This is a genomic window from Polaromonas sp. P1_F2, from assembly GCF_056405735.1.
The window spans coordinates 142242-164514 of the sequence record NZ_JBFUBN010000005.1 but is presented as its reverse complement, the minus strand read 5'-3'; the positions used below and the strand labels follow the sequence as shown (position 1 = coordinate 164514).

The window sequence follows — 22273 nt, the reverse complement described above, 5'->3', positions numbered from 1 at the left end:
CTATATATATGTATGAATGAAAAAAGCCCTGGTGACAGGGCTTTTTGCTTTGGGGGAGGGCGGTACTTTAAAAGTCAGTCACACCCAGCCGCTTCAAGGCGTCTTTAGCCGGCTCCAGGCCCTGCAGCGCCGCTTTTTTGTACCACTCGGCAGCAGCAGCCTTGTCTTGTGTACCGCCCCATCCGTATTCATAGGCGTGGCCTACCTTGTACTGCGACTGCGCAAAGCCCGACGTCCCGGCCGACAGGTAATAGGCAAAGGCCTTGCGCGGGTCCGCGGGCTGGCCGTTGCCGTTTTCCAGCTGCGAAGCCACGTTGTGCGCACCCCGTGCCAGGCCTGCTTCCGCAGCCCGCATAAACCAGTCAAACGAGGCCTTCACGTCTGGCCGCGTGCCCTGGCCCCGGTAATACATCACCGCCACGTTGTTCATCGCATAAGGGTGGCCCTGCTCGGCCGCGCGCCGGTAGTTTTCAAAGGCCAGCGCCGGGTCGGCAGCCATGCCAATGCCATGGGCCTGGTTCCACGCCAGGCTGGCCTGCGCCAGCACAAAACCCGCCTCCGCCGACTTGCGGTACCAGATGTTGGCAAGCTCATGGTTCACCTCCGTACCCCGGCCCTGGGTGTAAATCATCCCCACCGCATGCTGGGCGCGCGCATTGCCGCCTTTGGCCAGTCGCTGCAGCTCGTCACGCGGGCCGGCCGCGCCTTTGGGCACGGCCTGGAACAGCGCCGCGACCTCAGGATTCGGCAGCTGCGACAGCAGCCGCGCAAAAGGATCCGCCAGCGACACCGGCGCTGCCTTGGCCGCATCGGCAGTCGCGGCGGCCGGCGGCGTACGGTTAACAGGAGCGGCAGTGGATGCCGCCGCAGTCGTGGCCATTTCAGTCTGCACAGCCGCGTTGCGCTCAGCCGCCGTGCCCGCCAGCGGCTGCGTGGCAGCAGCAGCCGTGCCATTGGCACCCGCAGCGGGAAACAAACGTGAAAGCGCCTGCGCCGCGCCTTGTTTCAGTCCGGCGGAATCCGTCGTGGATGCGGCAAACTTTTCAATGTATTGGCGCGTCGTGTCCGGGTTGCGTGAAAAGCGATGCGACACCACAAAGGCATCCGCCGAACGCTGAACCTGCCCCTGCGCCCCAAACACTTCCGCCAGGTTGGCCCAGGCGGCGGCCCGTGCCGGCGCCAGCGCCAGCGTGTAGCGCAACTGCGCCTCCGCTTCGGTGAGCTTGCCTGCGCGGTACAGCATGTAGCCGTAGTTGTTGGCGATCTCCTGGTCCGACGGATCGGCCCGCCGTGCTTTTTCAAAATCAGCCGCCGAATCGGCCATCTGGTCAGCCTTGAACTTTTCCAGCGCCGTGGTGTTCAGCCGCCGCGCGAGCTTGCGGTCGCCGCGAGCCGGGTAGGGCAGCTCTTCGATCTCCGTTTTCGCGTCCCACACCGCATTGGCATCTCGCGACGCGGCGCCGGCGAGCATCTTGGTGACCTGGTCCAGGCGCGAAGTGATCTGGGCATTGGCCGGGGCGGCCGCCTGGGCAAATGCCGGCAGGCTGCTGAGCTGGAGTACGGCGGCCAGTACGCAGGTGGCTGAGAAATAGCCTGCACGTTGATGTGCTGCTTTGGTGTTCATAAAACGATCCTCCCTTTTGTTTGTGGGAGTTTATCTGCAAGCAGCCGTACCTGATCAGTGTTCATTCGCTCTATGAGAGATAGGTATGTGCAGATGTCAAAACGCTATTGGCCTCTTTCTCGTCATCTGTCTACAGTCCGTCCGCTAACGCATTCCCCGGAGCTGTTTGTGAACCATCAGATTGAACCCCCTCGTGACATACCCTGCGGACGCAGTTCTTCCCGTCAAAGCGGCATCGTCCTGTTGATAGTGGTGTGTGTCGGGCTGGCTTGTGTAGCGGGGCTTCAACACTTCAGGGAAATGAAGGTGCCACCCGTGCCTGTGGTTCAAATGGACTCTCCCGGATTCGTTGCGATTGAGCAACCCTGGCATCTGCAGCTGACAGACATCCCTGAGCAGAAGGTATTCATCGGCTTCAAGCACGCCGGGCAGGTATTCATCGACGCCTCGGATCTATGTTTGCAGCCCGACTTTAGAGAGCACATCCGCAACGAGGGCCCGGAGCCTGAGGATGGCGAGAGGCTACTTTCGGAGGCTAGCGATATTTCGCTACCCAAAGAATTGACGCAGAGAACTTGGTGGATTGTGAGCAGCGATTTGCAGGCGGAAGACCGCACCTTCGATACGCCTTACCAATGGCTTGGCGAGCGCCTCGCGTATGTGAACTATGCGTGCCTATTTCTGGGGCAAAAGACAGACCGAACTTCTCTTAATCAATTCCGCACGTCCAAATCTGAGCCCGTCATTGGGTTGATGGGTTTAGAAACTCCTTTGGATCTGTATCTGAAAGAGCATGAGGGTTGGATTAGCGTGACAGATGAAAACCGCGCCGGAAAAATGCGGGAGCTACCGTGGTTGCTTGCCTGGGTGAATAAGTTCAGCGCCAAAGGTGTTGAGCAGTGCGGATACTCAGAGGGCGTCATGCTCGACGTCGCGCTGTTGCCGATGAAAGTAAAACTATCGCCGAACGACCAACAAAATTCGCACTGGTTGGCCGCAACAGGATGCAACGTACTTGATCACTGGTCGCTTGTGATGACGAGTGACAACGGAACGGTGTCGTTCATTCCAGTGACCATGCCACCAGACGTTGAGAGCTATCAGCCCGGCAAGGTTTGGACGGCGGATATTGATAACGATGGGACGCCAGAGTTCCTGATCAAGGCTCAGTATTACGAAGGAGAGAGGTATGTGTTGCTTCGCTTGAACAAGAATGACAAGGGCGCTTATTACTTCACTGAGATTACAGGGACATCTTACGAAGGGCTGTGATCGTGACCTTGCAACTACCGAAGGTGGAAGGGCCTCCCGTATCGACTGGGCCGCGATACGATGGAGATAAACCCGACAAACATTTTCCGCCTGCGGACATTTGCGCCGCGCGTGCGTGATGAACTCGAATATCTTTCGGGCTATTCAAAAAACCGCCCTGAAATTCTTCCTCTCAAAATCGCTCCTCAAGCCCCAGTTCGTGCGCGTCAATCTTTCACATTGGATCGCCGCGCCCGTCAATTCCTCTATAGAAAATCCACTCGCGTCGCCGGCCAGGTTCGCGCTCTTCGCCGCTAGGCGACGCTTCATGACAACACCTTTCAACAATATCAACGGCTCTTCCATTTCCAGTGAAGTCGGTGCGCCTGCCCCTCAGATACCGGAAGTGCATTTCAATGGCTCCACTCCATCTGAAAGCAATAGTGGCCGAAAGATCAAGCGCAAGTCCTTCGCATTACGAGCCCTAATTTTTTTTGTCACGATCTTTGGGCTCTTTGTGTTGTTGCGGCTCTTGGAGCCCGCGTTTGCTCGTGGGATGTTGTTGCGACCCGTATTTGAGAATCGACAGCCCATTTCTCTCAGTCGTTGGAACGGATTGGCGGCTTTGTTGACGGGCGCTCTCTTTTGCGGCGTCGCGGTCGCAAAAAAACCAGCGTCCTGCGATTGCTCGGACGACAGCTTCAGACCGTCCAAAGACCGAATCAAAATCACCCGCGCGCCAGAGATCAACCAGACGCTCAAAGCACTGGATGCCAGCGACCCAGCGCAGGCGGCCTCGCGTAAAAAGATTCTGGCCACTGCGGATACCTTTTTACAGCGATATATGAATGGAGACATTGGTCAAACGCAAGATCCAGACGGCTGGAAAAATTACAACGGTCCGATCATGGGGATGAGTATGGAGGAGTGGGAAAAACTGAAAACTGAACAAAAGGACAAAGATATAAGTAATTGGAATCTATGTCCGTTTGCGAAGATGGTGTCGTTGACGACTGCGACAAACAAAACTACTGTGCGATATCAATTTACGACGGTAGGCCGCCTTATTGCAACACCCCGTCCAGGCCTTAGAGAGGATAAATTTTCTGCAGCTGAAAACGGAAAACCGTTCTTGATCGACGTTACGTTGAATGACCAAAACAAGGTGGTTGATCGTAAACAAATGCCTCAGGGATTTGATGCAAGTCCTTTTGCCTTTGGGGTCAGCTCCCTGAGGCATCAGATAGCTCGGATGCCCTCAAAAAAAGACGATGCTGAAATTACTCGTGCCTACAAAACGGGTTTGCGGGAGAAATTGGATGGTTTAACTGATGCCTCCAAGATTTGCAAATTACAGATCGTACGGAAATAAATATGGCCAGCAATATTCTGGGCGCAGCGTTTACCCAATACGGGCTTGGCACAGGCAGCAAAGGGGGGACTTCGGCCGCTGCCGTTAAAAACCCCGATGCGCAATACGAGTACGGGCAAAAAGGGCGGACAGGCGTAGATACCGACCACAACGGCTTCCGCGAAGTGGATTGCTCTGTCCTGGTCTACAACGCCCTGCGCAATGCAGGCTACTACTTGCCTGATTCAAGTGCGGCAGGGTTCACCACCCAGACTTTGTTCAGTGGTGACAACCTGACAAAGACGGCCACCGACAACTTCACCAGCTTTAAAGCAGAGGACGTGTTCTCGCGTGAGGCGGACTTGCAACCCGGTGACATCTTGTTGTTCAAGGGCGTCAATGGCAACACCAGCCAGCACGTGGCCATTTTTTATGGCTATGACGAAAACAAGCAAATGATGTTCTATGGCTCCCAGACCAGTACTGGCCCTGGTGTTGCGAGCTTTACCCCAGGCAATGAGAAGGAATATTGGGGCGGGAAAGATTCAAAACTCATAGGTGCCCTCCGCCCCAACGAGTCCCTCTACATCCCCGAGATGGATCTGACAGGCGGTGCGGGCACAGGCCTGGGTTCGGCCAATGTGATGACTGCCGTCAACCTGCTGAAACAAGACAATGTTGAGGGCTACCGCGCCAATATCTACAGCAATGCTGATGGCGTGCCGACCGTCGGAAACGGACTGACCTTTGTTGTCAAAGGCACCGGTGGGCAGTGGACGGTGCTGCCAGAAAACCAGATCAAGGACTTGTTACGCGATGCAGGTTTGCCAGAGAGCAAATACAACGACTTACCCCTGGACAAACTCAGTCAATCCGCCTCCCTGCTTAATCAGGGCCTCAAAGACCAGGCCAAGGCGGTATTTGGCAAAGGGGAAGAAGGCGGGTTTAGCGTCACCCCGGCCGAGGCCGACAAGCTGAGTGCGGCCTACATCGTGCGCGATGTGGTGCCGAGGCTTGCAAATACGCTTGGCGTTGATGATCTTCAAACTCTGGAGCCTGGCGAATTTGCGGCGGTTGCGTCAAAGATTTATCAAAGCCCTGGTTGGCTCAAGACCCAGGCAGGCAAGGATTTTGTGAAAGCGTGGAGCGACGGCGATGACGCGGCAGCGCAAGCTGCCCTGGGCACGGGTAACCGTGGTCGAGCTGAGGCCAGTGCCTACGAAGGCAATATCAACACGACTAATAACAATTTAAGCGTTGCCACAGGCCCCTCTTCTTCGCCCCCCATCGGTCACTGGGAAGAACAAACCATCTACACCGATCTGGGCATCCCAATGGGTACGACCACAGCCTGGGTACTCGGCCCCGGTCCGGCGTCGCCGCCGTCCGGTACCGCCCCGGTCGATACACCTCCGGGCAACCACACGACGACCGGCGCTATTTACCTAAGCCGCGACGGCGCCAGTGCCACTTTGCCCGATGGCAAAGTCATCAATGCTGGTCAAGGTGGGCGGTTGGAGCTCGGAGTTGATGGCAATCTCACGGCCACTCGCCCAGTCGCAGGTTATGGACCCAACGAAATGGTCTACAGCGTCACGCTGTACAACAAGGCCGGCCAGGCCACGGCAAGGACCCAGGTACAAGTCATAGCCGATCCCAACCATCCCAATGACCCGGCGTACAACACCACGCTTGTTCAAGGTCAGGCGCGGGATATTACGCCCGCACAGCCCGACGGCACCAGCACCGTTGTCCGCGCCGTATTTCAGACTGGATTTGGCTGGATCGAGCCGGGTACGGGTGAAATTGTTCAGACCCTTGCGCAATGGGCGGAGGAACAACATCCGCTCAGTGACTTCGAGAAGGCACTGCTCGATGCGTTTCGCAATCCTCCTGCGCCACCGGACGATCCGGGCATTCAGCCACCGGATGATCCGGGCATTCAATATGCCGATGCAGGGCAGCACGCCGGCATCACCCCCACCCCCACCGCCACCGATGCCGGTCCACGTGGCCCCGACCTGCCGCCCAATCAGCAAGCGCAAACAGCCACCGACGCACAAGCCGACTTCCGACAAGACGAAATTGCCGCACAAAACAGTCAAGGCGCGATTGAAGCCGCAGCCACTGCGGCCCAGCTGCAAGCCGCCGCCACACTGGGCCTGATCAACACCATCATCGGCCTGCGGAACTGGGACCAGCAAAGCGACATCGGCCACGCCAGCACGCTGGTGGGCATCTACAACCAGATCAACGCCATGAACGGCGGCCAGCTCGGCGCCAGCACGGGGCTGGGAAGCCTCAGTGGAGTGGGCGCGGGCTTGGGCTTGCTCTCAGCCCTGGAATCCGGCAATGTCGGCGGCATCCTCAGCAACGGCATAGCGCTGGGCAATGCCGTGTTTAACGGCGCCGTCAGCAACAACATTGCCAGCGCCTTGGGACTGGCCGAAGGCGCCGCCGGCAATGTCATCCCCGGCATCGGGTTGGTCATGGCGCTGGACAGCGGCGACCCCCTGTCCATCGTCACCTCCGTGCTGGCCTTCATCCCCGGCTGGGGCCAGGCTGCGGCGGCGGTGCTGTCTATTTTTGGCGGTGACTTGTTCGGAGACGACGACCCGCCGCCGCCACCTGAAGGCATCGTCAGCTACCGCTGGAACGCCGACGGCAGCACACAACTGCACATAGACGCCAACCAGAGCAGCGGCGCGGATACCGCGTTGACGATAGCCGGCCAGATTCAGGACATGCTGAACGCCTATGTGCAAAACATCAATGCACGCCAGGCCGGCACCGCCGACGATGTCGCGATCAACCCCTACCTGATCCCCCGCGTCGGCTTCAGTAACGGCCAGGCCTGGATAGAGGTGCACACGCCGGACGGCCAGCTCATACACGAGCGCATGAACGGCGCCACCCTGGGCGGGCGCGTGCTGGGCATCCTGATCAATAGCGGCGGCCTGGCCCCCGCCTGGCAGATAGAGACCCAGCAGCAGCACTGGCTGCAGCAGACACAGGAGCTGAAACAGCTGCAGGACGCCGTGTCTGAGGCAGAAGCCAGACTGCCTTACGGCCCTGGAGAAAGCAATGGCGACCAAAGCGCCGGCCAAGGCCCCCTGCTCACCACCGTGCAAACCTACTATGCCAGTGGCGACCACAACTCCGGCTATGCCATCGGCAACAACGCCGCCGACGTGGCCGTCTGGCAAGCTGCCACGGCCGCGTTCGCTCTCAAGCAGGCACAAATCGAGCGGGGCCTGTTCGCGGGCCAGGCCGGCGACAACGCCCCCGGCGGGCAAGCCTGGGCGTTGCAAGGCAATGCGGTGGAAAGCGCCGACTTCACAACCCAGCACTTCGGGGCGCTGGTGGTGCATAGCCAGCAGGCCCTGCAAACCACTTTGACCGCCGTGCTGCGCAATGCCGACGCAGACGGCTACCTGGAGCAAAGCCAGTGGCTGGCCGCGAATGACCGCTTGGGCGGGGCGCAAGGCCTGCTGGTGCTGGACATGCTGGGCGACGGAACGATTGAAACCCGCGACATCCTGAACCTGGGCGGTAACCGCAGCACTGACGGCAACCCCACGACCGAAGCGGCCCAGGCCAGCCAGATGGCCGACCTGCAGCGCAACAATGCCCAATGGCTGGACGGCAACGAAGATCAGGTCCTTGACAGCCGGGACCCGGCATTTGCGCTGGTGCGGTATTGGCTCGATGGGAACCAAAACGCGATGATGGAGACCGGCGAAAGCAGGAGCTTGGCGCAGATGGGCATTGTCTCCATCGACCTGCGCAGCGGCGCCGTGAATTACGCCAACGGACAGCAAAGCGCCATGACCGCGCTGACACTGCAGGCGGCCACGGACGGCATCAGGATGACCCAGATTCAGCAGGTCACCGCCGAAGGCACCCTGCTCACGCTTGATGCCGGCGTGGTCCTGGAGCATGAGGGTTATCAAGGCAAAGTGCTGGTCAGCGACTCCGGCGGCGCCCGCTGGGTGGGCGCGCGTGAGCAATGGTATGAGCAGGATGCCAAGCGCACGGGTGACTGGGAAGGTACGGCTGAGCAGGAGGCACACCGCCATGGCGGCGGCAATGTGGCCGATGCCCCCACGCAGACCAGCGTGACCAGTGTGGCGAGCGCGGGCGAGGTGCTGCGGGTGGCTGCTGTGGCCCCCAGTGTGGTGAGCGTGGACGACGAGCGCTTGCAGTCCGACCCGCAGCCAGACGCTGCAGGCGACGCGCCAGCCGGCGCTACGGGCCCAGAGGATGCACAGATTGAAGAAGGTGATGCGCGCATTCGCAGTGCGCCGCCCGCCCGCACGATTGCTGCAGCCCCTGCCCCCAGGGCCTTTGTGCCGGTGGGCGCGGTTTCAGCGGCGCAAGAGATGCGCCAGGTGATGCTGGACCGGATCAGCAGCGCGGACAGCGGGGTTCTAGGTGGCCTGGGCGCGCCGCTGGTGGCGCTGGCCAGCGGGGCTGCGGTCGTGCAATGGCCCCAGCTTGCCAGCGCGCAGCAGGCGGGCGAGGTGGTGGCCGAGCCGCTGGCAGCGCCGGGAATATACAGCGTTGTTTCATCCCCTACATTCTCTACAAGCGAGTCAATTCTGAGCGCTGCGGTCGGGTCCGAACCCATCAACGCCGCGCTCTCCGTGAGTTTCAGGCAAGTCGATCTGGGTAGTTTCCAGATCGCCCCGGCGGCGGTGGAGGCCATGCCTTCGCTGACAGCCCGGCTGGTCACGTCATGGACCAATACCGAGGGGGTAGCTTCGAGCGGCGCCGCGGCGGATGCGACGGCAGCTTCGGGCGCCGCCTCACAAGCCTTGGTCAGCGCCGCGGTCTCCAGTGCGCCAATTACGGTTGCCATGTCCGCTACACCCGATGTGGTGCTGGACTACCCGACGATCACCGGCGAACGCATCAGCGGCATCGAAGACATCGGCCTGCGTCTGAACGAGGCCCTTTTGCTGGACAACGACAGCACCCTGAACGATTCCGGGCTGCACATCGTGGCGGTGGGAAGTCCCCACCATGGGCAGGTCAGCCTGCGCAGCTCGGTCGATGCGTCGGGCGTCGCGTTCACGGAAGTGGTGTTTATTCCCGATGCCAACTTTCATGGGGAGGCGGGTTTCGGGTACACCGTGAGTGACGATTTTGGTTTGCAAACCAGCGGATGGGCGACGCTGGACGTACAGGCAGTCAACGACGTACCGGTGACGCAAGACGATGCGGCGGCGTTTGATGAAGACCATGTCGTGTGGTTCAGCACAGCAGACCTGCTGGCCAATGACAGCGATGTGGATTCGACCACCGACGGCCAGCAGCTGTCCATCGTCGCAGTGGGCCATGCCCAGCACGGCACGGTGCGACTCAGTGATGACGGCCAGGCCATTTCTTTCACGCCCGATGCCGACTACTTCGGGCCGGCGAGCTTCAGTTATACGGTCAGCGACGGCACAGGGGAAGCCGGCGGCACTGCCCAGGCCTCGGTGTTCCTGACGGTGCAACCCGTCAATGACGCCCCCCTGCTGGCCGATGAGTCCACCACATCGCTCGAAGATGAGCGCCTGCTGATTCCCGTGGCCAGCCTGCTGGCCAATGATAGCGACGTGGACGACCCGCATGCCAGCCTCGTGGTTGTCTCGGTACAGGGCGCTACGCATGGCACGGTGCGGCTGGTCGCCGCCCAGAATGGCGATGAAGCCCATATCGAATTCACGCCAGACGCCAACTACCACGGCTCGGCCCGCTTCAGCTACACCGTGCAGGACCCGCAGGGCGCCACCAGCACGGCGACCGAGCATATCGCCATCGCGGCCGTTAAGGACGCGCCCGTGGCGCAAGGCGAAGCCCTGACCAGCCTGGAAGACGCCGGCCTGCTTTTCACCCAGGCCCAACTGCTGGCCAACGACTCGGACGTGGACACCACGACCGATGGCGACACGCTGCACATCAGCCGCGTAGGCTTGGCGCAGCACGGCCAGGCCTGGCTGGACAGCGACGGCAGCGTGCGCTTTCTGCCCGACCAGGACTACCACGGCCCGGCCGGTTTCAGTTACTGGGCGGCCGACGCAGCGGGCCTGGAAGCCCAGGCGAGCGTCAGCATCACGGTGGCAGCTGTCAATGACCTGCCGGTTCCAACAGGCGAGGAGCTGCGCAGCAACGAAGACACCATCCTGACCATCAACCCGGCGGACCTGTTGGCCAACGACAGCGATGTGGATACGGCCACCGATGGGCAGGTCCTGACGATCAGCGCCGTCAGCAATGCGCAGCATGGCAGTGTGGCCTTGCTGCCCGACGGACAGATCCGCTTTGTGCCGGAGGCCGACTTCAACGGCCTGGCGAGTTTTACGTATACGGTAAGCGATGGCGCGGGCGGCGTGGCCACGGCGACAGCCGTACTGAACCTGGCGGCCGTGAACGACGCCCCGGTAGCCCTGGGCGAGACCGCCAGCGGGGATGAAGACACCACCTTGCGCTTCACCGCGGCGGGGTTGCTGGCCAACGACGGCGATGTGGATGTGGCGAGCAATGCCGATGTGTTGCACATCAGCCGCGTATCGGATGCGCTCCATGGCACCGTCAGCCTGCAGGCGGACGGCAGCGTGCAGTTTGTGCCGGAGCATGACTATTTCGGGGCGGCGAGCTTCAGGTACTGGGTCGCCGACCTTGCCGGGCTGGAAGTGCCGGCCACGGTCAACCTGACGCTTGTGCCGGTCAATGACGCGCCTGTGGTCGCCGATGAATTGACCGATGGCGATGAAGACGTGGCCTTGAGTTTTGCCGTGTCCGACCTGCTGGCCAATGACAGTGACGTGGACAACCTCCATACCGACCTTTCCATTGTTTCGGCCTTTGGCGCGCAGCATGGCAGCGTGATGTTGGTTACGGGCTTGGGCGGAGTTCAGCGCGTGGTGTTCACGCCCGAGGCCAATTATTTTGGCACGGCGGGTTTTACGTACATGGTGAGCGATGGGGCAGGTGGTCAAAGCACCGGCACGGTGGTGTTGCGCCTGGCGGAAGTCAATGATGCGCCTGTGGTGCAAGCCGATGCCTTGCCGGACGGCCAGGAAGACACCGTGATCCGCTGGGCGCCGGCTGTGCTGCTGGCGAATGACTCTGATGTCGATGGGGATACGCTGACGGTTGCGTCGGTGGGGCAAGCCTCTGGCGGAACGGTGGCGCTTGTCGGCGGCGAGATTGTGTTCACCCCTACGGCGGATTACTACGGGCCGGCCAGTTTTGTGTATACCGCAAGCGACGGGCGCGGGGGTAGCCGGCAGGCGCTTGCCACGCTGAGCTTGCGCGCGGTCAATGATGCGCCCGTCGGGGTGAACGAAACGATTGCCGGCGTGGAGGACCAGGGCTTGCTGATTTCACAGGCAGCACTCCTGCAAAATGAGATTGACGTTGACAATGCCCACGCCGATCTGCGCATCGTCGCGGTCGGCAATGCGCAGCATGGCACGGTGCAGCTGCAGGCGGACGGGGCCATCCGCTTCGTGCCCGACGCCGACTATGCGGGCACGGCGCGCTTCGGTTATACCGTCAGCGACGCGGCGGGTGGCCTGGCAAGCGCCGAGGCCACCATTGTCCTCAGCGCGGTGAACGATGCGCCTGTCGCCTTGGGCGAGCGGATGCAGGGGACGGAAGACCAGGGGCTGGTATTTACGCAGGCCGCGCTGCTGGCCAACGACTCGGATGTGGACAACACAAGGGCTGAGCTGGTGATTGGGCGAGTGGGCGAAGCGAGCCATGGCGCGGTATCAATGGATGCGTCGGGGCAGGTGCGGTTTACCCCGGCGGCCGACTACGCGGGGCCGGCGAGTTTTTCTTACTGGGTGCGCGATCCGGCCGGCCTGGAGTCCAAGGCGGGCGTTAACCTCACGCTGGCGGCCGTCAATGATGCGCCGTATGCCCAAGGCGAAACGCTCAGCGGCGCCAGCGAAGATGCGGTCTTCTCGATCAGCCAGGCTACGTTGCTGGCCAATGACGGCGACGTGGACAATGCCTCCGCCGATTTGAGCGTGGTGCTGGGCAGTCCGAGCCACGGCACCGTGCAGCTGGCCGGCGATGGGCGGATTGTCTTTACGCCCACGGCCAATTACAACGGCGCGGCATCATTTACCTACCAGGTGCGGGATCTTGCCGGCCTGCTGTCCCCCACGGTCACGGCCGCCTTCACGGTGGCTGCGGTGAACGACATCCCTGTTGCCGTGGATGACCAGTTTGCGACCTACAGCGGGAGCCAGATGACCGTGGGCTTTGGCCAGTTGACCGGCAATGACAAAGATGCCGACCAGGACGCGCTCACGGTCTCCGCGGTACGAAACCATGCGCACGGCAACGCCTGGATCTCGAACGGCGCCGTTCGTTTTGATGTTGAGGCGGGTTTCGCCGGGCTGGCCTCCTTTGATTATCTTGTCGATGACTCGCACGGCGGCCAGACTTGGGGGACGGCCTATGTGGACGTTTACCGGCCGCCGAACCTGTACCCGACCCTCGTGACGAGCGCCTCTCAGGGCTCCGCGTGGTATCGGGGTGCAAGCCCAGCAGAGGGCTGGTTTCTCACCAATTATTACTACACACCGGTTGACGATGGCGACCCCAACGCGATCACCATCACCTACGCGGGAGGGTCCTATCAGAATCCCTACGATTGGCAGTGGCTGGACATGCCAAGTTCCGGCGCTTCTGTGGTGTTGGACACCAACGTCAGGCAGATGGTGTTTGATTTTTCCTGGGCGTATTACGGCGTGTTCAGCGCATTCACGACAAGCTGGATACTCACCGACGACCACGGACTGCAAAACGTTTTCCACTATGGTGTGACGGGCTATCAATGGAATTCCGCGAGGAATACCTACGAGTTCACCACCTCGATTTACAACGAACACACTGGGTATGCCTTGCCCATCGTGCTCAACCTGGATGGACAGGGCATCAAGTACACCGAGGTGCGCGATTCCAAGGTGCGCTTCGATGTTGACCACGACGGGGTGGCGGACAAACTGGCCTGGGCGGCCGCCGGAAGCGGCGTATTGGGCATCGACCTGAACGGGGACCAGCAGATTTCGGACGCCTCGGAATTTTCCTTCGCGCAGTATGTCCCGGGCGCCACAACCGACCTGCAAGGCCTGGCCGCTTTCGACACGAACCACAACCAGCAACTGGACAAAGGTGATGAGCGTTGGGGCCAGTTCGGGGTGTGGGAGGACAAAAACGCGGACGGCCAGACGCAGCAGGGCGAATACCGCACGCTGGAGCAGCTGAACATCCAGAGCATTGAGTTGACGTCCAACGGGCAGGCGAGCGGGATGAACACCGAGGCGGTGGTGACGGGGACCACGCATTTCACACGCGACGACGGCAGCACCGGCCAGGCGGCGGACGTGATGCTGGCCTACCAGTCGGGCCAGGATGTGGCGGCGATGGCCGAAGAAGCGCTCTTGATGCGCATGGCCTTGGTCTTCAACCAGCACTGCAACACTGGCGATGCCACTGCCGAGCCGCTGGCATTTGTCAATTGGGCGCAGGCCGGCAGCAGCGGGCATTGGGAAACCCCCACCTCGGCGGAACTGGACCACCCGGCCTTGCTGGCCCTGGCCGCCGGCAAGCAGGACACCGGCGCGGCGGCGCAGCATGCCGCGCTCAACGACAAGGCTTTGGCATGACGCTGACCTGACCTGTCCTCATTCGGCCACGCTACGCGCGGCCTGTCAAAAAACCTAAAGCAATCTTCGGGAGCGAATCGTGAAATCTGTAAAACCCGCGGCTGGCCCGCAGCGGCCGGCAACGCCAAAAACCCCGGCGCAGCAGCTGCTGCACGCCGACATTCTTTTGCTCAAGCTCTATGCGAGGCTGCACGGCATGGCGCTGGACACGCGGCAGGCCATTGCGGAATTTTCCGAGGCGGGCCAGGCCTTGACGCCGGGCAAGGCGGTGCAGGCCTTGCAGCAGCTGGGCTTTGACACCAAGGTCGAGTCCGGAACGCTGGCGAACCTGCGCAAAGCCGCCTTACCCATCCTGTCTTTCACCAAAAAGGGAGAGTTGATATTGATAGGCCAGGTCGAGGACAGCACCCTGACGCTGCAATATCCCGGCGCCGACCACCCCGTCAGGGTTTCGGCGGCGGAGTTTGAAAGCCTTTGGGCCGGGCACTGGGTTCATGCGCGTCAACCGAGCGCCGCCACCCAGGCCGCGCAAAACGGAGGAAAGCCCCCGGCCTTCGGACTGGGTTGGTTTTGGGGCGCGCTGCAGAAATACAAAAGGCTGATGGGTGAAATCCTGCTGGCCTCGTTTTTTGTGCAGATCTTCGCACTGCTGACGCCTCTGATTTTTCAGGTCGTGATTGACAAGGTGCTCGCGCACCGCAGCCTGGCGACGCTGAGCGTCGTAGTCCTTGGGCTGGCATTGGTCAGTGTGTTCGAGATTGTGCTGGGCGGCATGCGCCACTACCTGTTCAGCCACACCACCAACCGCATCGACGTGGAACTCGGCAGCAAGCTGTTTCGCCACCTGATGCATTTGCCGCTGCAGTATTTTGAGACCCGCCGCAGCGGTGACACGGTGGCGCGCGTACGTGAGCTGGAGAACGCCCGCACGTTCATGACCGGCCAGGCGCTGACGAGCTGGCTGGACCTGTTCTTCGCACTGGTCTTTCTGGCGGTGATGTTTTACTACAGCCCCAGCCTGACCTTCATCGTGCTGGCCGCGCTGCCGGTGCTGTTCGGCGCCTCCTGGCTCATCACCCCGCTGCTGCGCAAAGGGCTGGAAGACAAATTCGCGCTCGGCGCGGAGAACCAGACCTTTCTGGTGGAGACCGTCACCTCGATGGAAACCCTTAAAAGCCACGCGGTGGAGCCCCAGTGGCAACGCGAGTGGGACCGCAGGCTGGCCGACTATGTGAATGCCTCCTTCAAGTCCGGCCATCTGGCCAACGCAACCAACCAGTTCACCAGCCTGGTCAGCAAGGCGGTTAACGTCATTTTGCTGTTTTACGGCGCCACGGAGGTCATAGACAACAGCTTGACCGTGGGTGGCCTGATTGCCTTCAACATGCTCGCCGCCCGGGTCAACGCTCCCATTTTGAAACTGGCTTCGCTCTGGCAGGAATTCACGCAAATGAAAGTCAGCGTCAAGCGGCTGGGCGACATCATGGATGCACCGGCCGAACCGGCCTTCCGGCCGGGGCGCATCACGCCGCCGGACCTCAAGGGGCGGGTGCGCTTTGAGCATGTCGGGTTTCGCTACGGCGCCAAACTGCCCGAGGTGCTCAGCGAGCTGAGTTTTGAGGTCAATCCGGGCGACATCATCGGCATCACGGGGGTGTCCGGTTCCGGCAAGACCACCTTGATGCGGCTGATCCAGCGCCTGTACTCACCCGAAAGAGGACGGGTGCTGATCGACGGCATGGACCTGGGCCTGGTGGATACCTCCTGGCTGCGGCGGCAGATTGGCGTGGTCGGCCAGGACACGCAGCTCTTCAACCGTTCCGTGAAAGACAACATTACCTTCGGCAACCCCGGCATTGAGGCCGAGGCCGTGATGGAGTGCGCGCGCCTTGCGGGGGCGCATGACTTCATTCTCGATTTGCCGGACGGCTACGACACCATCATCGGTGAGCGCGGAGGGCGGCTCAGCGGCGGCCAGAAAGCCCGCCTTGCAATCGCCCGGGCCCTGGCGACGAATCCGAAAATCCTGTTGCTGGATGAAGCCACGGCCGCGCTTGACTATGAAAGCGAGCGGGTCTTTCATGACCACATGGAGCAAATTTGTGCGGGCAGGACCGTCTTCATCGTGGCGCACAGGCTCTCGACACTCAGGCTCGCCACGCAAATTCTGGTGATCGAGAAGGGCCGCCTGATCGAACAGGGGGGCCATCACAGCCTGCTGGCCGCGCGGGGCCGCTATGCCGCGCTGTACAAGAGTCACCAGATGCCGGAGGCCGCATGAATAGCAAGCCAAGTGCTGCGCCAGACGCTGTGAAGGCCAGCCTGGGCCCCGCGCAAGCCAACCCTTTCACGACCGAAGCGATGGCGATAGCGCAGCGCCCACCGGCCCGGGTCGCGCGGATGGTCACCATCGCCATTTGTGCGATGACCGGCATCGCCTTCGTTTACGCCTGCCTGGCCAAGATCGATATTGTCGTGAGCGCGCAGGGCCGGACCATTCCTTCCGGTAAAAGCAAAGTCATCCAGCCGCTGGAGTCGGGCGTGGTGCGGAGCATCAACGTGCGGGATGGCCAGATGGTCAAGGCCGGCGATGTGTTGCTGGAGCTGGATCCGACGAGTACCTCGGCCGACAGCGACCGGCTGCAGCGTGATGCCTGGGAAGCCCAGGGCGACGCCTTGCGCGCGTCATCTCTGCTGGCGGGACGGGGTATGTTCAACCCGCCGGAAGGCATGCCCGCCGAAATCCAGGCCACCCAGCAGTCCATCCTGCAAAGCCGCCTGATGGAGCAACGCTCCCGCATGGCCGCGCTGGATGCAGAGATTGCGCGCAAGCGGGCCGACTGCGACGGCATTGAAGCCAGCCTCACTCAATTGCGGCTGAGCCTGCCGCTGATCCAGAGAAAGCATGAAATGCGCGAGGACCTGGCCCGTACAGGCCACATCGCCGAGACCGGCGTGATAGAGACCCGGCTGGAACTCATCAACCTGCAAAAGGAGTTGGCCGTGCAGGGCAACCGACTCCAGGAGTCGAATGCGGGCCTCAACGCCGCCGTCCAGCAGAAGGCACAGGCGCTGGCCGAGTTCCAGTCCAGGGCGAACACCGATATTTCCGAGGCCGCACGCAAACAGGGCGCCTCGCAGCAGGAGCTGATCAAGGCCCGCCAGCGGCGCGAACTGCAGACCCTGCGCAGTCCCATTGACGGCTTTGTCCAGCAACTGGTGGTGACCACGGTGGGGGGCGTGGTGACCCAGGCGCAGGCGCTGATGACCATCGTGCCGCAAAGCAGCACCCTGGAAATCGACGCACAGGTCCTGAATCGCGACATCGGTCAGGTGCGTGTGGGCCAGCGCATCATCAACAAGGCCGAAACCTTCGACTTCACCCGTTACGGCTACTTAGAGGGCGAGGTGCTGTGGATAGGAACCGACGCGGTGGTGGACCCCAAGCTGGGGCCGATCTACCCGGTCCGCATCAAACTCCATGGCACGGAAACGCCCAATGTGGCCTATGGCCATAAAGGGGTGGTGACGGCCGGCATGAACATGACCTCGGACATCCGGACGGGCGAGCGCCGGCTGATTGAATATTTCCTGGCGCCCATGCTGCGTTACAAGGAAGAAAGCCTGCGGGAGCGTTGATGAATTCGCTGAACCTCTCTTTCTGGCGGCTCGGGTGCTACCGGGCTGTTGCCCTGGCGCTCATGTGCGGAGTGGCCCTGACGATTACCGCACCTCTTGCCCATTCGGAGGATCTTCTGACTCTCTACCGCAAGGCGCAAAGCGGCGATGCGGTGTTTGAAGCGGCGCGCTACCAAGCCGAGGCCGCTGCCGAAAAACTGCCACAGGCCCGTGCGGGCTTGCTGCCCACGCTCAGCCTGAACAGCAATGGCAACCAGCAAAAGGGCGACGCCTCTTTCAGTGGTGCCCCCTACCTGGACCGCGATGTGGGCAGCACCGGCACGACGCTGCAGTTGAATCAGCCTATCTTCAGGTGGGGGGCCTGGCTGGCCTACGCGCAGGCCGATGCGCAGGTGCGCCAGGCCATGGCCCAGTATGCCCAGGCCGAGCAGGATTTGATCCTGCGTGTCAGCCAGCGCTACTTTGATGTGCTGGTCGCGCAGGAAAGCGTGTCGGTGGCCCAGTTCCAGCTCAAAGCCGTCGCACAGCAGCTGGAACTGGCGCGGCGCAATTTTGAGGTGGGAATGGCAACCGTTACAGATGTTCACGAAGCCAAGTCCCGGTTTGACCTGTCCCGGGCGCAGCGCATCGGCGCGATCAACGAGCTGCAGAACAAGCGGGCGGACCTGGAGCGCGTGTTGGGCGAGGCACCGGGCACGCTCGCCGGTTTGCGTCGGGACGCGCAGGTGCCCGGCCCCCAGCCGGCGGAACTCGACACCTGGATCGCCAATGCCAAAACCCAGTACCCCCTGGTGCGCATCCAGGAAGCCGCCGAAGAAGTTGCAGAAAAGGAAATTGCGAGGAACAAGGCCGCGCATCTGCCGACGCTGGATTTGACCGCCTCTTACGGCAAAACCTATACCTCCGGAAGCATCACGTCGCCGGCCGATATCGCGGTGCGCAATCGGGTAAGCCAGATAGGCTTGCAGCTTTCGGTCCCTCTGTACGGCGGCGGGGGCATCAGTTCGCGTGTTCGGGAGGCAGTGGCCAACCTGGGCAAGGCCCGGGCCGACCTGGACGACGCCCGCAGGCAGGCCGCGGCATTGGCGCGCCAAGCCTATGCGGGCATCGCCAACGGCCAGGCACAAATCGAAGCGCTGGTTTCCGCGGTGGAGTCCAGCAAAAGCTCGGTGGAGGCCAACAAAATAGGCTACAAAATCGGCACGCGCATCAACATCGACGTGCTCAACGCCGAGCAGCAGTTGTATGCTGCCCAGCGGGATCTCGCCAAAAGCAGGGCTGAAACCCTGATGAGCGGCCTGCGACTCAAAGCCTCAACCGGCGCGCTGGATATTACCGACGTGGAAGCCCTGAACGGCCTTCTCGAACAAGCCACCGAATGAACCCGGCATCCACACACAGGATTTTTCCATGACCCCACCAACCCTCCCCAATCTGAGCGAAGCAGAAATCACGGACCTGGCCAAACGTTTGCAGTACGAGGCCAAGGCCGCGGCCGGGAAGATTCCACTTTTAGGGCCGGTCACCTGGCTGATGATGCAGCAGCCCAGTACCAAACACACATTCCTCACTGAATTGGAGTGGCGCGTGATGCCGGCGCTGGTGTGGGACCAAGCCAAGCTCTATATGCGGGAAGGCATGCCGCTGGCGTATGTGTCCTGGGCCAGGCTGTCGAAGGAAGCGGCAATGCGCTACCGGGCTGCGCACCGGCTGGCTCCTTCCGACTGGCGCTCAGGCGAGCAAATCTGGCTGGTGGACGTGTTTACGCCCTTTGGCGGCGCCGCCGAACTATTGAAAGACATTCGCGAAAACGTGTTTGCGGGTCAGCCGGTTTACCAGCTGGGGCCGGTTACCGATGCGGATGGGCTCGCCAAGGTGATGACGTGGCCTGCTGAGGACGCGCCATGAGATTAGAAGCGTGCGGCAACCTTCCCGTTCTTTAACTTTGCAAAAGGACTACTGTGCTGCTCACAAGCGCCGCATCATGAACATTTGCCCCCATTGCCGAGAAGCCGGTGGAATCAACGCTTGGGAGAAGCGTTTCTCCAGTCGTGGCAATCCGTTGACGTGCAAGCTGTGCGGAGGTCTTTCACATGTGCTGGCCAGTTCCGCGGGCGGCACCTTTGTCTTGACGGTCTTCTTGTTGGTGATCGCCGTCCTTGCCGGCGCTCTGGTCAGGTCATGGCTCGCCGGCCTGTCGGTTTGCCTGCTGGCGGTGGCCTACAACCAGTGGGCATGGCAACGCGAAGCACTTTGGCCGATCCCGAAAGAGAATGCACAGGCTGCGCGGCGCGCCAATTGGGTGGTGGCGGCCGTGTATCTGGTGATTGCTTTTTTTTCCTGAGGATGGCAGTCTGATTGCTCAGTCGCTGATGGGCCGACGGTTTCGCGACCGCTGACGCCTGCCCGCCGGGGGCGCGCTCTAATCCACCTTCGCCCCAGAAGCCTTCACCACCTGCGCCCACTTCTTGTGCTCAGCATTGATAAACGCCGTGAACTGCGCCGGCGTGTTCCCGCTTGGAATCGCGCCTTGCGCCAGGAGTTTCTCTTTCATCGCCGGCGTACCCAGTGCTTTCGAAGCCTCTTGTTGAATACGGTTCACGATGTCGGGCGGTGTGCCCGCAGGCGCGAGCAAGCCAAACCAGGAGCTGGCGTCATAGCCTTTCATGGCCCGGCCGCCGGCCTGTTCTATGGTGGGGACGTCGGGCAGGGCGGCTGAGCGTTCTGAGCTGGTGACGGCCAGGGCTTTGAGTTTGCCGGACTTGATGAGCTGCATGGAAGAGGGCAGGTTGTCGAACATGACGTCCATGTCGCCGCCCACCAAAGCCAGCAGCGCGGGGCCGGAGCCGCTGTAGGGGAAGTGCGTCATATAGGTGCCGCTCATGGTCTTGAACAGTTCGCCGGCCAGGTGGATGGAGGTGCCGTTGCCGCTGGAGGCCATGTTGAAGGTGCCGGGCTTGGCTTTGGCTGCACGTATGAAGTCGGTGACGTTGTTGATGCCGGCGGCCTTGGCTTTTTCGGTGTTGACGACCATGACGTTGGGAACGCCCGCGACCAGGGTGATGGGCGCGAAGTCTTTTTGCGGGTCGTAGGCCATCTTGCTGTACAGCGATTTGTTGATGCCGTGTGTGCCGACGGTGCCCATCAGCAAGGTGTAGCCGTCGGGCGTGGACTTGGCGACGACGTCGGCGCCTATGTTGCCGCCGGCGCCGGCGCGGTTCTCGACGACAAAAGGCTGGCCGAAGGCTTTGGAGAGTTCAGGCGCCATGGCGCGGGCCAGGATGTCGGTGGTGCCGCCGGGCGCGAAGGGCACGACGATCTTGACGGGCCTGGCGGGCCAGCTGGCGCTTTGGGCCCAGGCCGAGGGCGTGGCCATGAAGGTGGCGACTGCTGTCAGCGCGGTGGCCAGGAAAGCGCCGTAGCGGCGGGAAAGAAAAGGTGTGCTGTTGTTATTCAAGAGAGGCTCCAGGGGATGGCCGGCACGCGGCCGGGGGTCACTTGAAGATAGCGTGCGCAGGCGGGTGCTTCAAGAGGGTTTCAACCCAGCCGCCATAAAAAAAGCCGCCCGGCGCGAACCGGGCGGCTTGGCGGATTCAGTGAATGTCAATCAGTCGGCAAACTTGCCGGCGGCTTCGATCACGGGCTTGAGTTTGGCGATCTGGCCGACCACAAACGCCTTGTGGGCGGCGGGGTCGACGCGGTTGTCGGTCACCACCACGGCGCCCAGGCCTTCCTGCTTCTTGATGAATTCAGGATCTTTCAGGGCCGCTTTGAGCGCGTTGTTGAGCTGGGTCAGCACGGCCGGGGGCGTGCCCTTGGGTGCGTAGAGGCCGTGCCAGACGGTCAGGTCAAAGCCCTTGAGGCCCATGTCCTGCAGCGTCGGGTAGTCTTTGAGCAGCTTGTTGTTCGACAGCGGCTTGGCGGTGGTCACGGCAAAGGCCTTGACGCGGCCGGCTTCGATCTGGCCGGTGGTGTTGGTGGTCTGGTCGCACATCATGTCGACCTGGCCGCCGACCAGCGCATTCATGGCCGGGGCGGTGCCGCCGAAGGGAATGGTGGTCATCGCGTCTTTGGCGTTGATGGCCGCTTGCCACATCAGGCCGCACAGGTGCGAAGCCGAGCCCAGGCCGGCGTGGGCGATGTTGAGCTTGCCGGAATTGGCGCGGATGTAGTTCTCGAAGTCGCGGTAGTTGTTGGCGGCCAGCTGCGGCTTGCCGATGATGGTCATGGGAACTTCGTTGATCATGCCGAGGAACTCAAAGTCCTCGGGCACCTTGTAAGGCAGCTTGCGGTACAGGCCCGTCGCGGCAGCCATGCCGATGTGGTGCACCAGCAGGGTATGGCCGTCGGGCGTGGCGCGCGCCACCTTGGCCGCGCCTATGGTGCCGCCGGCGCCGTTGACGTTTTCAACGACGAAGTTGGCGCCGCCGCCCATGGCTTTGCGCATGGCTTCGGCGAGGTCGCGCGCGACGCGGTCGGTGGGGCCGCCGGCCGCGAAGGGCACCACAAGACTGATGGGCTTGGAGCCGGGGAAGGCGGGGGCTTGCGCGTGGGCGGCAAACATGGCCGTCGCTGCGGCGGCGAGTACTAACAGGCGTTTCATGGGCGTCTCCTTGTGATGAACGCGCCAAGTTTACGGTCCCCTTACTGCGCCAACATCGCGGGAACTACGTAAGGGCTATCCCCTTTATGAACCCGTCTTTCCGGGTTTAAGGAAGCGTCAAGAACCGTTAGGAA

The 22273-nt window shown here is 61.7% G+C and carries 11 protein-coding genes; 8 read left to right on the top strand and 3 right to left on the bottom strand.

The window, feature by feature from the left end; translation table 11 throughout:
• Nucleotides 1-67: 67 nt before the first annotated feature.
• Complete coding sequence (locus AC1D0O_RS12305; RefSeq protein WP_477653813.1) at nucleotides 68-1624, bottom strand: tetratricopeptide repeat protein; 1557 nt, start codon at nucleotides 1622-1624, stop codon at nucleotides 68-70.
• A 168-nt stretch (nucleotides 1625-1792) separates the two neighbouring features.
• Between AC1D0O_RS12305 and AC1D0O_RS12300 the strand changes: the two genes are divergently transcribed.
• The 8 genes from AC1D0O_RS12300 (at nucleotide 1793) to AC1D0O_RS12265 (ending at nucleotide 19880) form a co-directional block, all read left to right on the top strand.
• Complete coding sequence (locus AC1D0O_RS12300; protein WP_477653812.1) at nucleotides 1793-2896, top strand: hypothetical protein; 1104 nt, start codon at nucleotides 1793-1795, stop codon at nucleotides 2894-2896.
• Between the two features lie 118 nt (nucleotides 2897-3014).
• Nucleotides 3015-4247: a DUF485 domain-containing protein gene (locus AC1D0O_RS12295; RefSeq protein ID WP_477653811.1), complete on the top strand. Its 1233-nt coding sequence runs from the start codon at nucleotides 3015-3017 to the stop codon at nucleotides 4245-4247.
• Nucleotides 4248-4249: 2 nt separating this feature from the next.
• Nucleotides 4250-13897 carry a cadherin-like domain-containing protein gene (locus AC1D0O_RS12290; protein ID WP_477653810.1) on the top strand — a complete coding sequence of 3216 codons (9648 nt, stop codon included), beginning with the start codon at nucleotides 4250-4252 and terminating at the stop codon, nucleotides 13895-13897.
• 79 nt (nucleotides 13898-13976) lie between these two features.
• Nucleotides 13977-16178, top strand: coding sequence for a peptidase domain-containing ABC transporter (locus tag AC1D0O_RS12285; protein WP_477653809.1), 2202 nt, complete (start codon nucleotides 13977-13979; stop codon nucleotides 16176-16178).
• Nucleotides 16175-17536: an HlyD family type I secretion periplasmic adaptor subunit gene (locus tag AC1D0O_RS12280; protein WP_477653808.1), complete on the top strand. Its 1362-nt coding sequence runs from the start codon at nucleotides 16175-16177 to the stop codon at nucleotides 17534-17536. Before AC1D0O_RS12285 ends, AC1D0O_RS12280 begins: the two co-directional genes overlap by 4 nt.
• Nucleotides 17536-18918 carry a TolC family outer membrane protein gene (locus tag AC1D0O_RS12275; RefSeq protein ID WP_477653807.1) on the top strand — a complete coding sequence of 461 codons (1383 nt, stop codon included), beginning with the start codon at nucleotides 17536-17538 and terminating at the stop codon, nucleotides 18916-18918. The genes AC1D0O_RS12280 and AC1D0O_RS12275 overlap by 1 nt, the downstream gene beginning before the upstream one ends.
• Before the next feature lie 28 nt (nucleotides 18919-18946).
• Nucleotides 18947-19444 (top strand): toxin-activating lysine-acyltransferase, encoded by a 498-nt coding sequence (locus AC1D0O_RS12270; RefSeq protein ID WP_477653806.1) that lies wholly within the window; start codon nucleotides 18947-18949, stop codon nucleotides 19442-19444.
• Between the two features lie 76 nt (nucleotides 19445-19520).
• Entirely contained in the window at nucleotides 19521-19880 is a 360-nt protein-coding gene (locus tag AC1D0O_RS12265; protein ID WP_477653805.1) for a hypothetical protein, read from the top strand.
• A 78-nt stretch (nucleotides 19881-19958) separates the two neighbouring features.
• On the opposite strand, the gene AC1D0O_RS12260 is transcribed toward AC1D0O_RS12265, so the two are convergent.
• Together AC1D0O_RS12260 and AC1D0O_RS12255 are read right to left on the bottom strand one after the other, a co-directional pair.
• Entirely contained in the window at nucleotides 19959-20912 is a 954-nt protein-coding gene (locus AC1D0O_RS12260; RefSeq protein WP_477653988.1) for a Bug family tripartite tricarboxylate transporter substrate binding protein, read from the bottom strand.
• A gap of 231 nt (nucleotides 20913-21143) precedes the next feature.
• On the bottom strand, nucleotides 21144-22139 hold the full coding sequence (locus tag AC1D0O_RS12255; RefSeq protein WP_477653804.1) for a tripartite tricarboxylate transporter substrate-binding protein: 996 nt from the start codon (nucleotides 22137-22139) through the stop codon (nucleotides 21144-21146).
• Nucleotides 22140-22273: the final 134 nt, after the last annotated feature.

Excerpts from the sequence above, each read along its gene's own strand:
- AC1D0O_RS12305 (WP_477653813.1), bottom strand. The coding sequence starts at position 1,624 with ATGAACACCAAAGCAGCACATCAACGTGCAGGCTATTTCTCAGCCACC.
- AC1D0O_RS12255 (WP_477653804.1), bottom strand. The coding sequence starts at position 22,139 with ATGAAACGCCTGTTAGTACTCGCCGCCGCAGCGACGGCCATGTTTGCC.
- AC1D0O_RS12265 (WP_477653805.1), top strand. The coding sequence starts at position 19,521 with ATGAACATTTGCCCCCATTGCCGAGAAGCCGGTGGAATCAACGCTTGG.
- AC1D0O_RS12290 (WP_477653810.1), top strand. The coding sequence starts at position 4,250 with ATGGCCAGCAATATTCTGGGCGCAGCGTTTACCCAATACGGGCTTGGC.
- AC1D0O_RS12295 (WP_477653811.1), top strand. The coding sequence starts at position 3,015 with ATGAACTCGAATATCTTTCGGGCTATTCAAAAAACCGCCCTGAAATTC.
- AC1D0O_RS12270 (WP_477653806.1), top strand. The coding sequence starts at position 18,947 with ATGACCCCACCAACCCTCCCCAATCTGAGCGAAGCAGAAATCACGGAC.
- AC1D0O_RS12280 (WP_477653808.1), top strand. The coding sequence starts at position 16,175 with ATGAATAGCAAGCCAAGTGCTGCGCCAGACGCTGTGAAGGCCAGCCTG.
- AC1D0O_RS12275 (WP_477653807.1), top strand. The coding sequence starts at position 17,536 with ATGAATTCGCTGAACCTCTCTTTCTGGCGGCTCGGGTGCTACCGGGCT.
- AC1D0O_RS12260 (WP_477653988.1), bottom strand. The coding sequence starts at position 20,912 with ATGGCCACGCCCTCGGCCTGGGCCCAAAGCGCCAGCTGGCCCGCCAGG.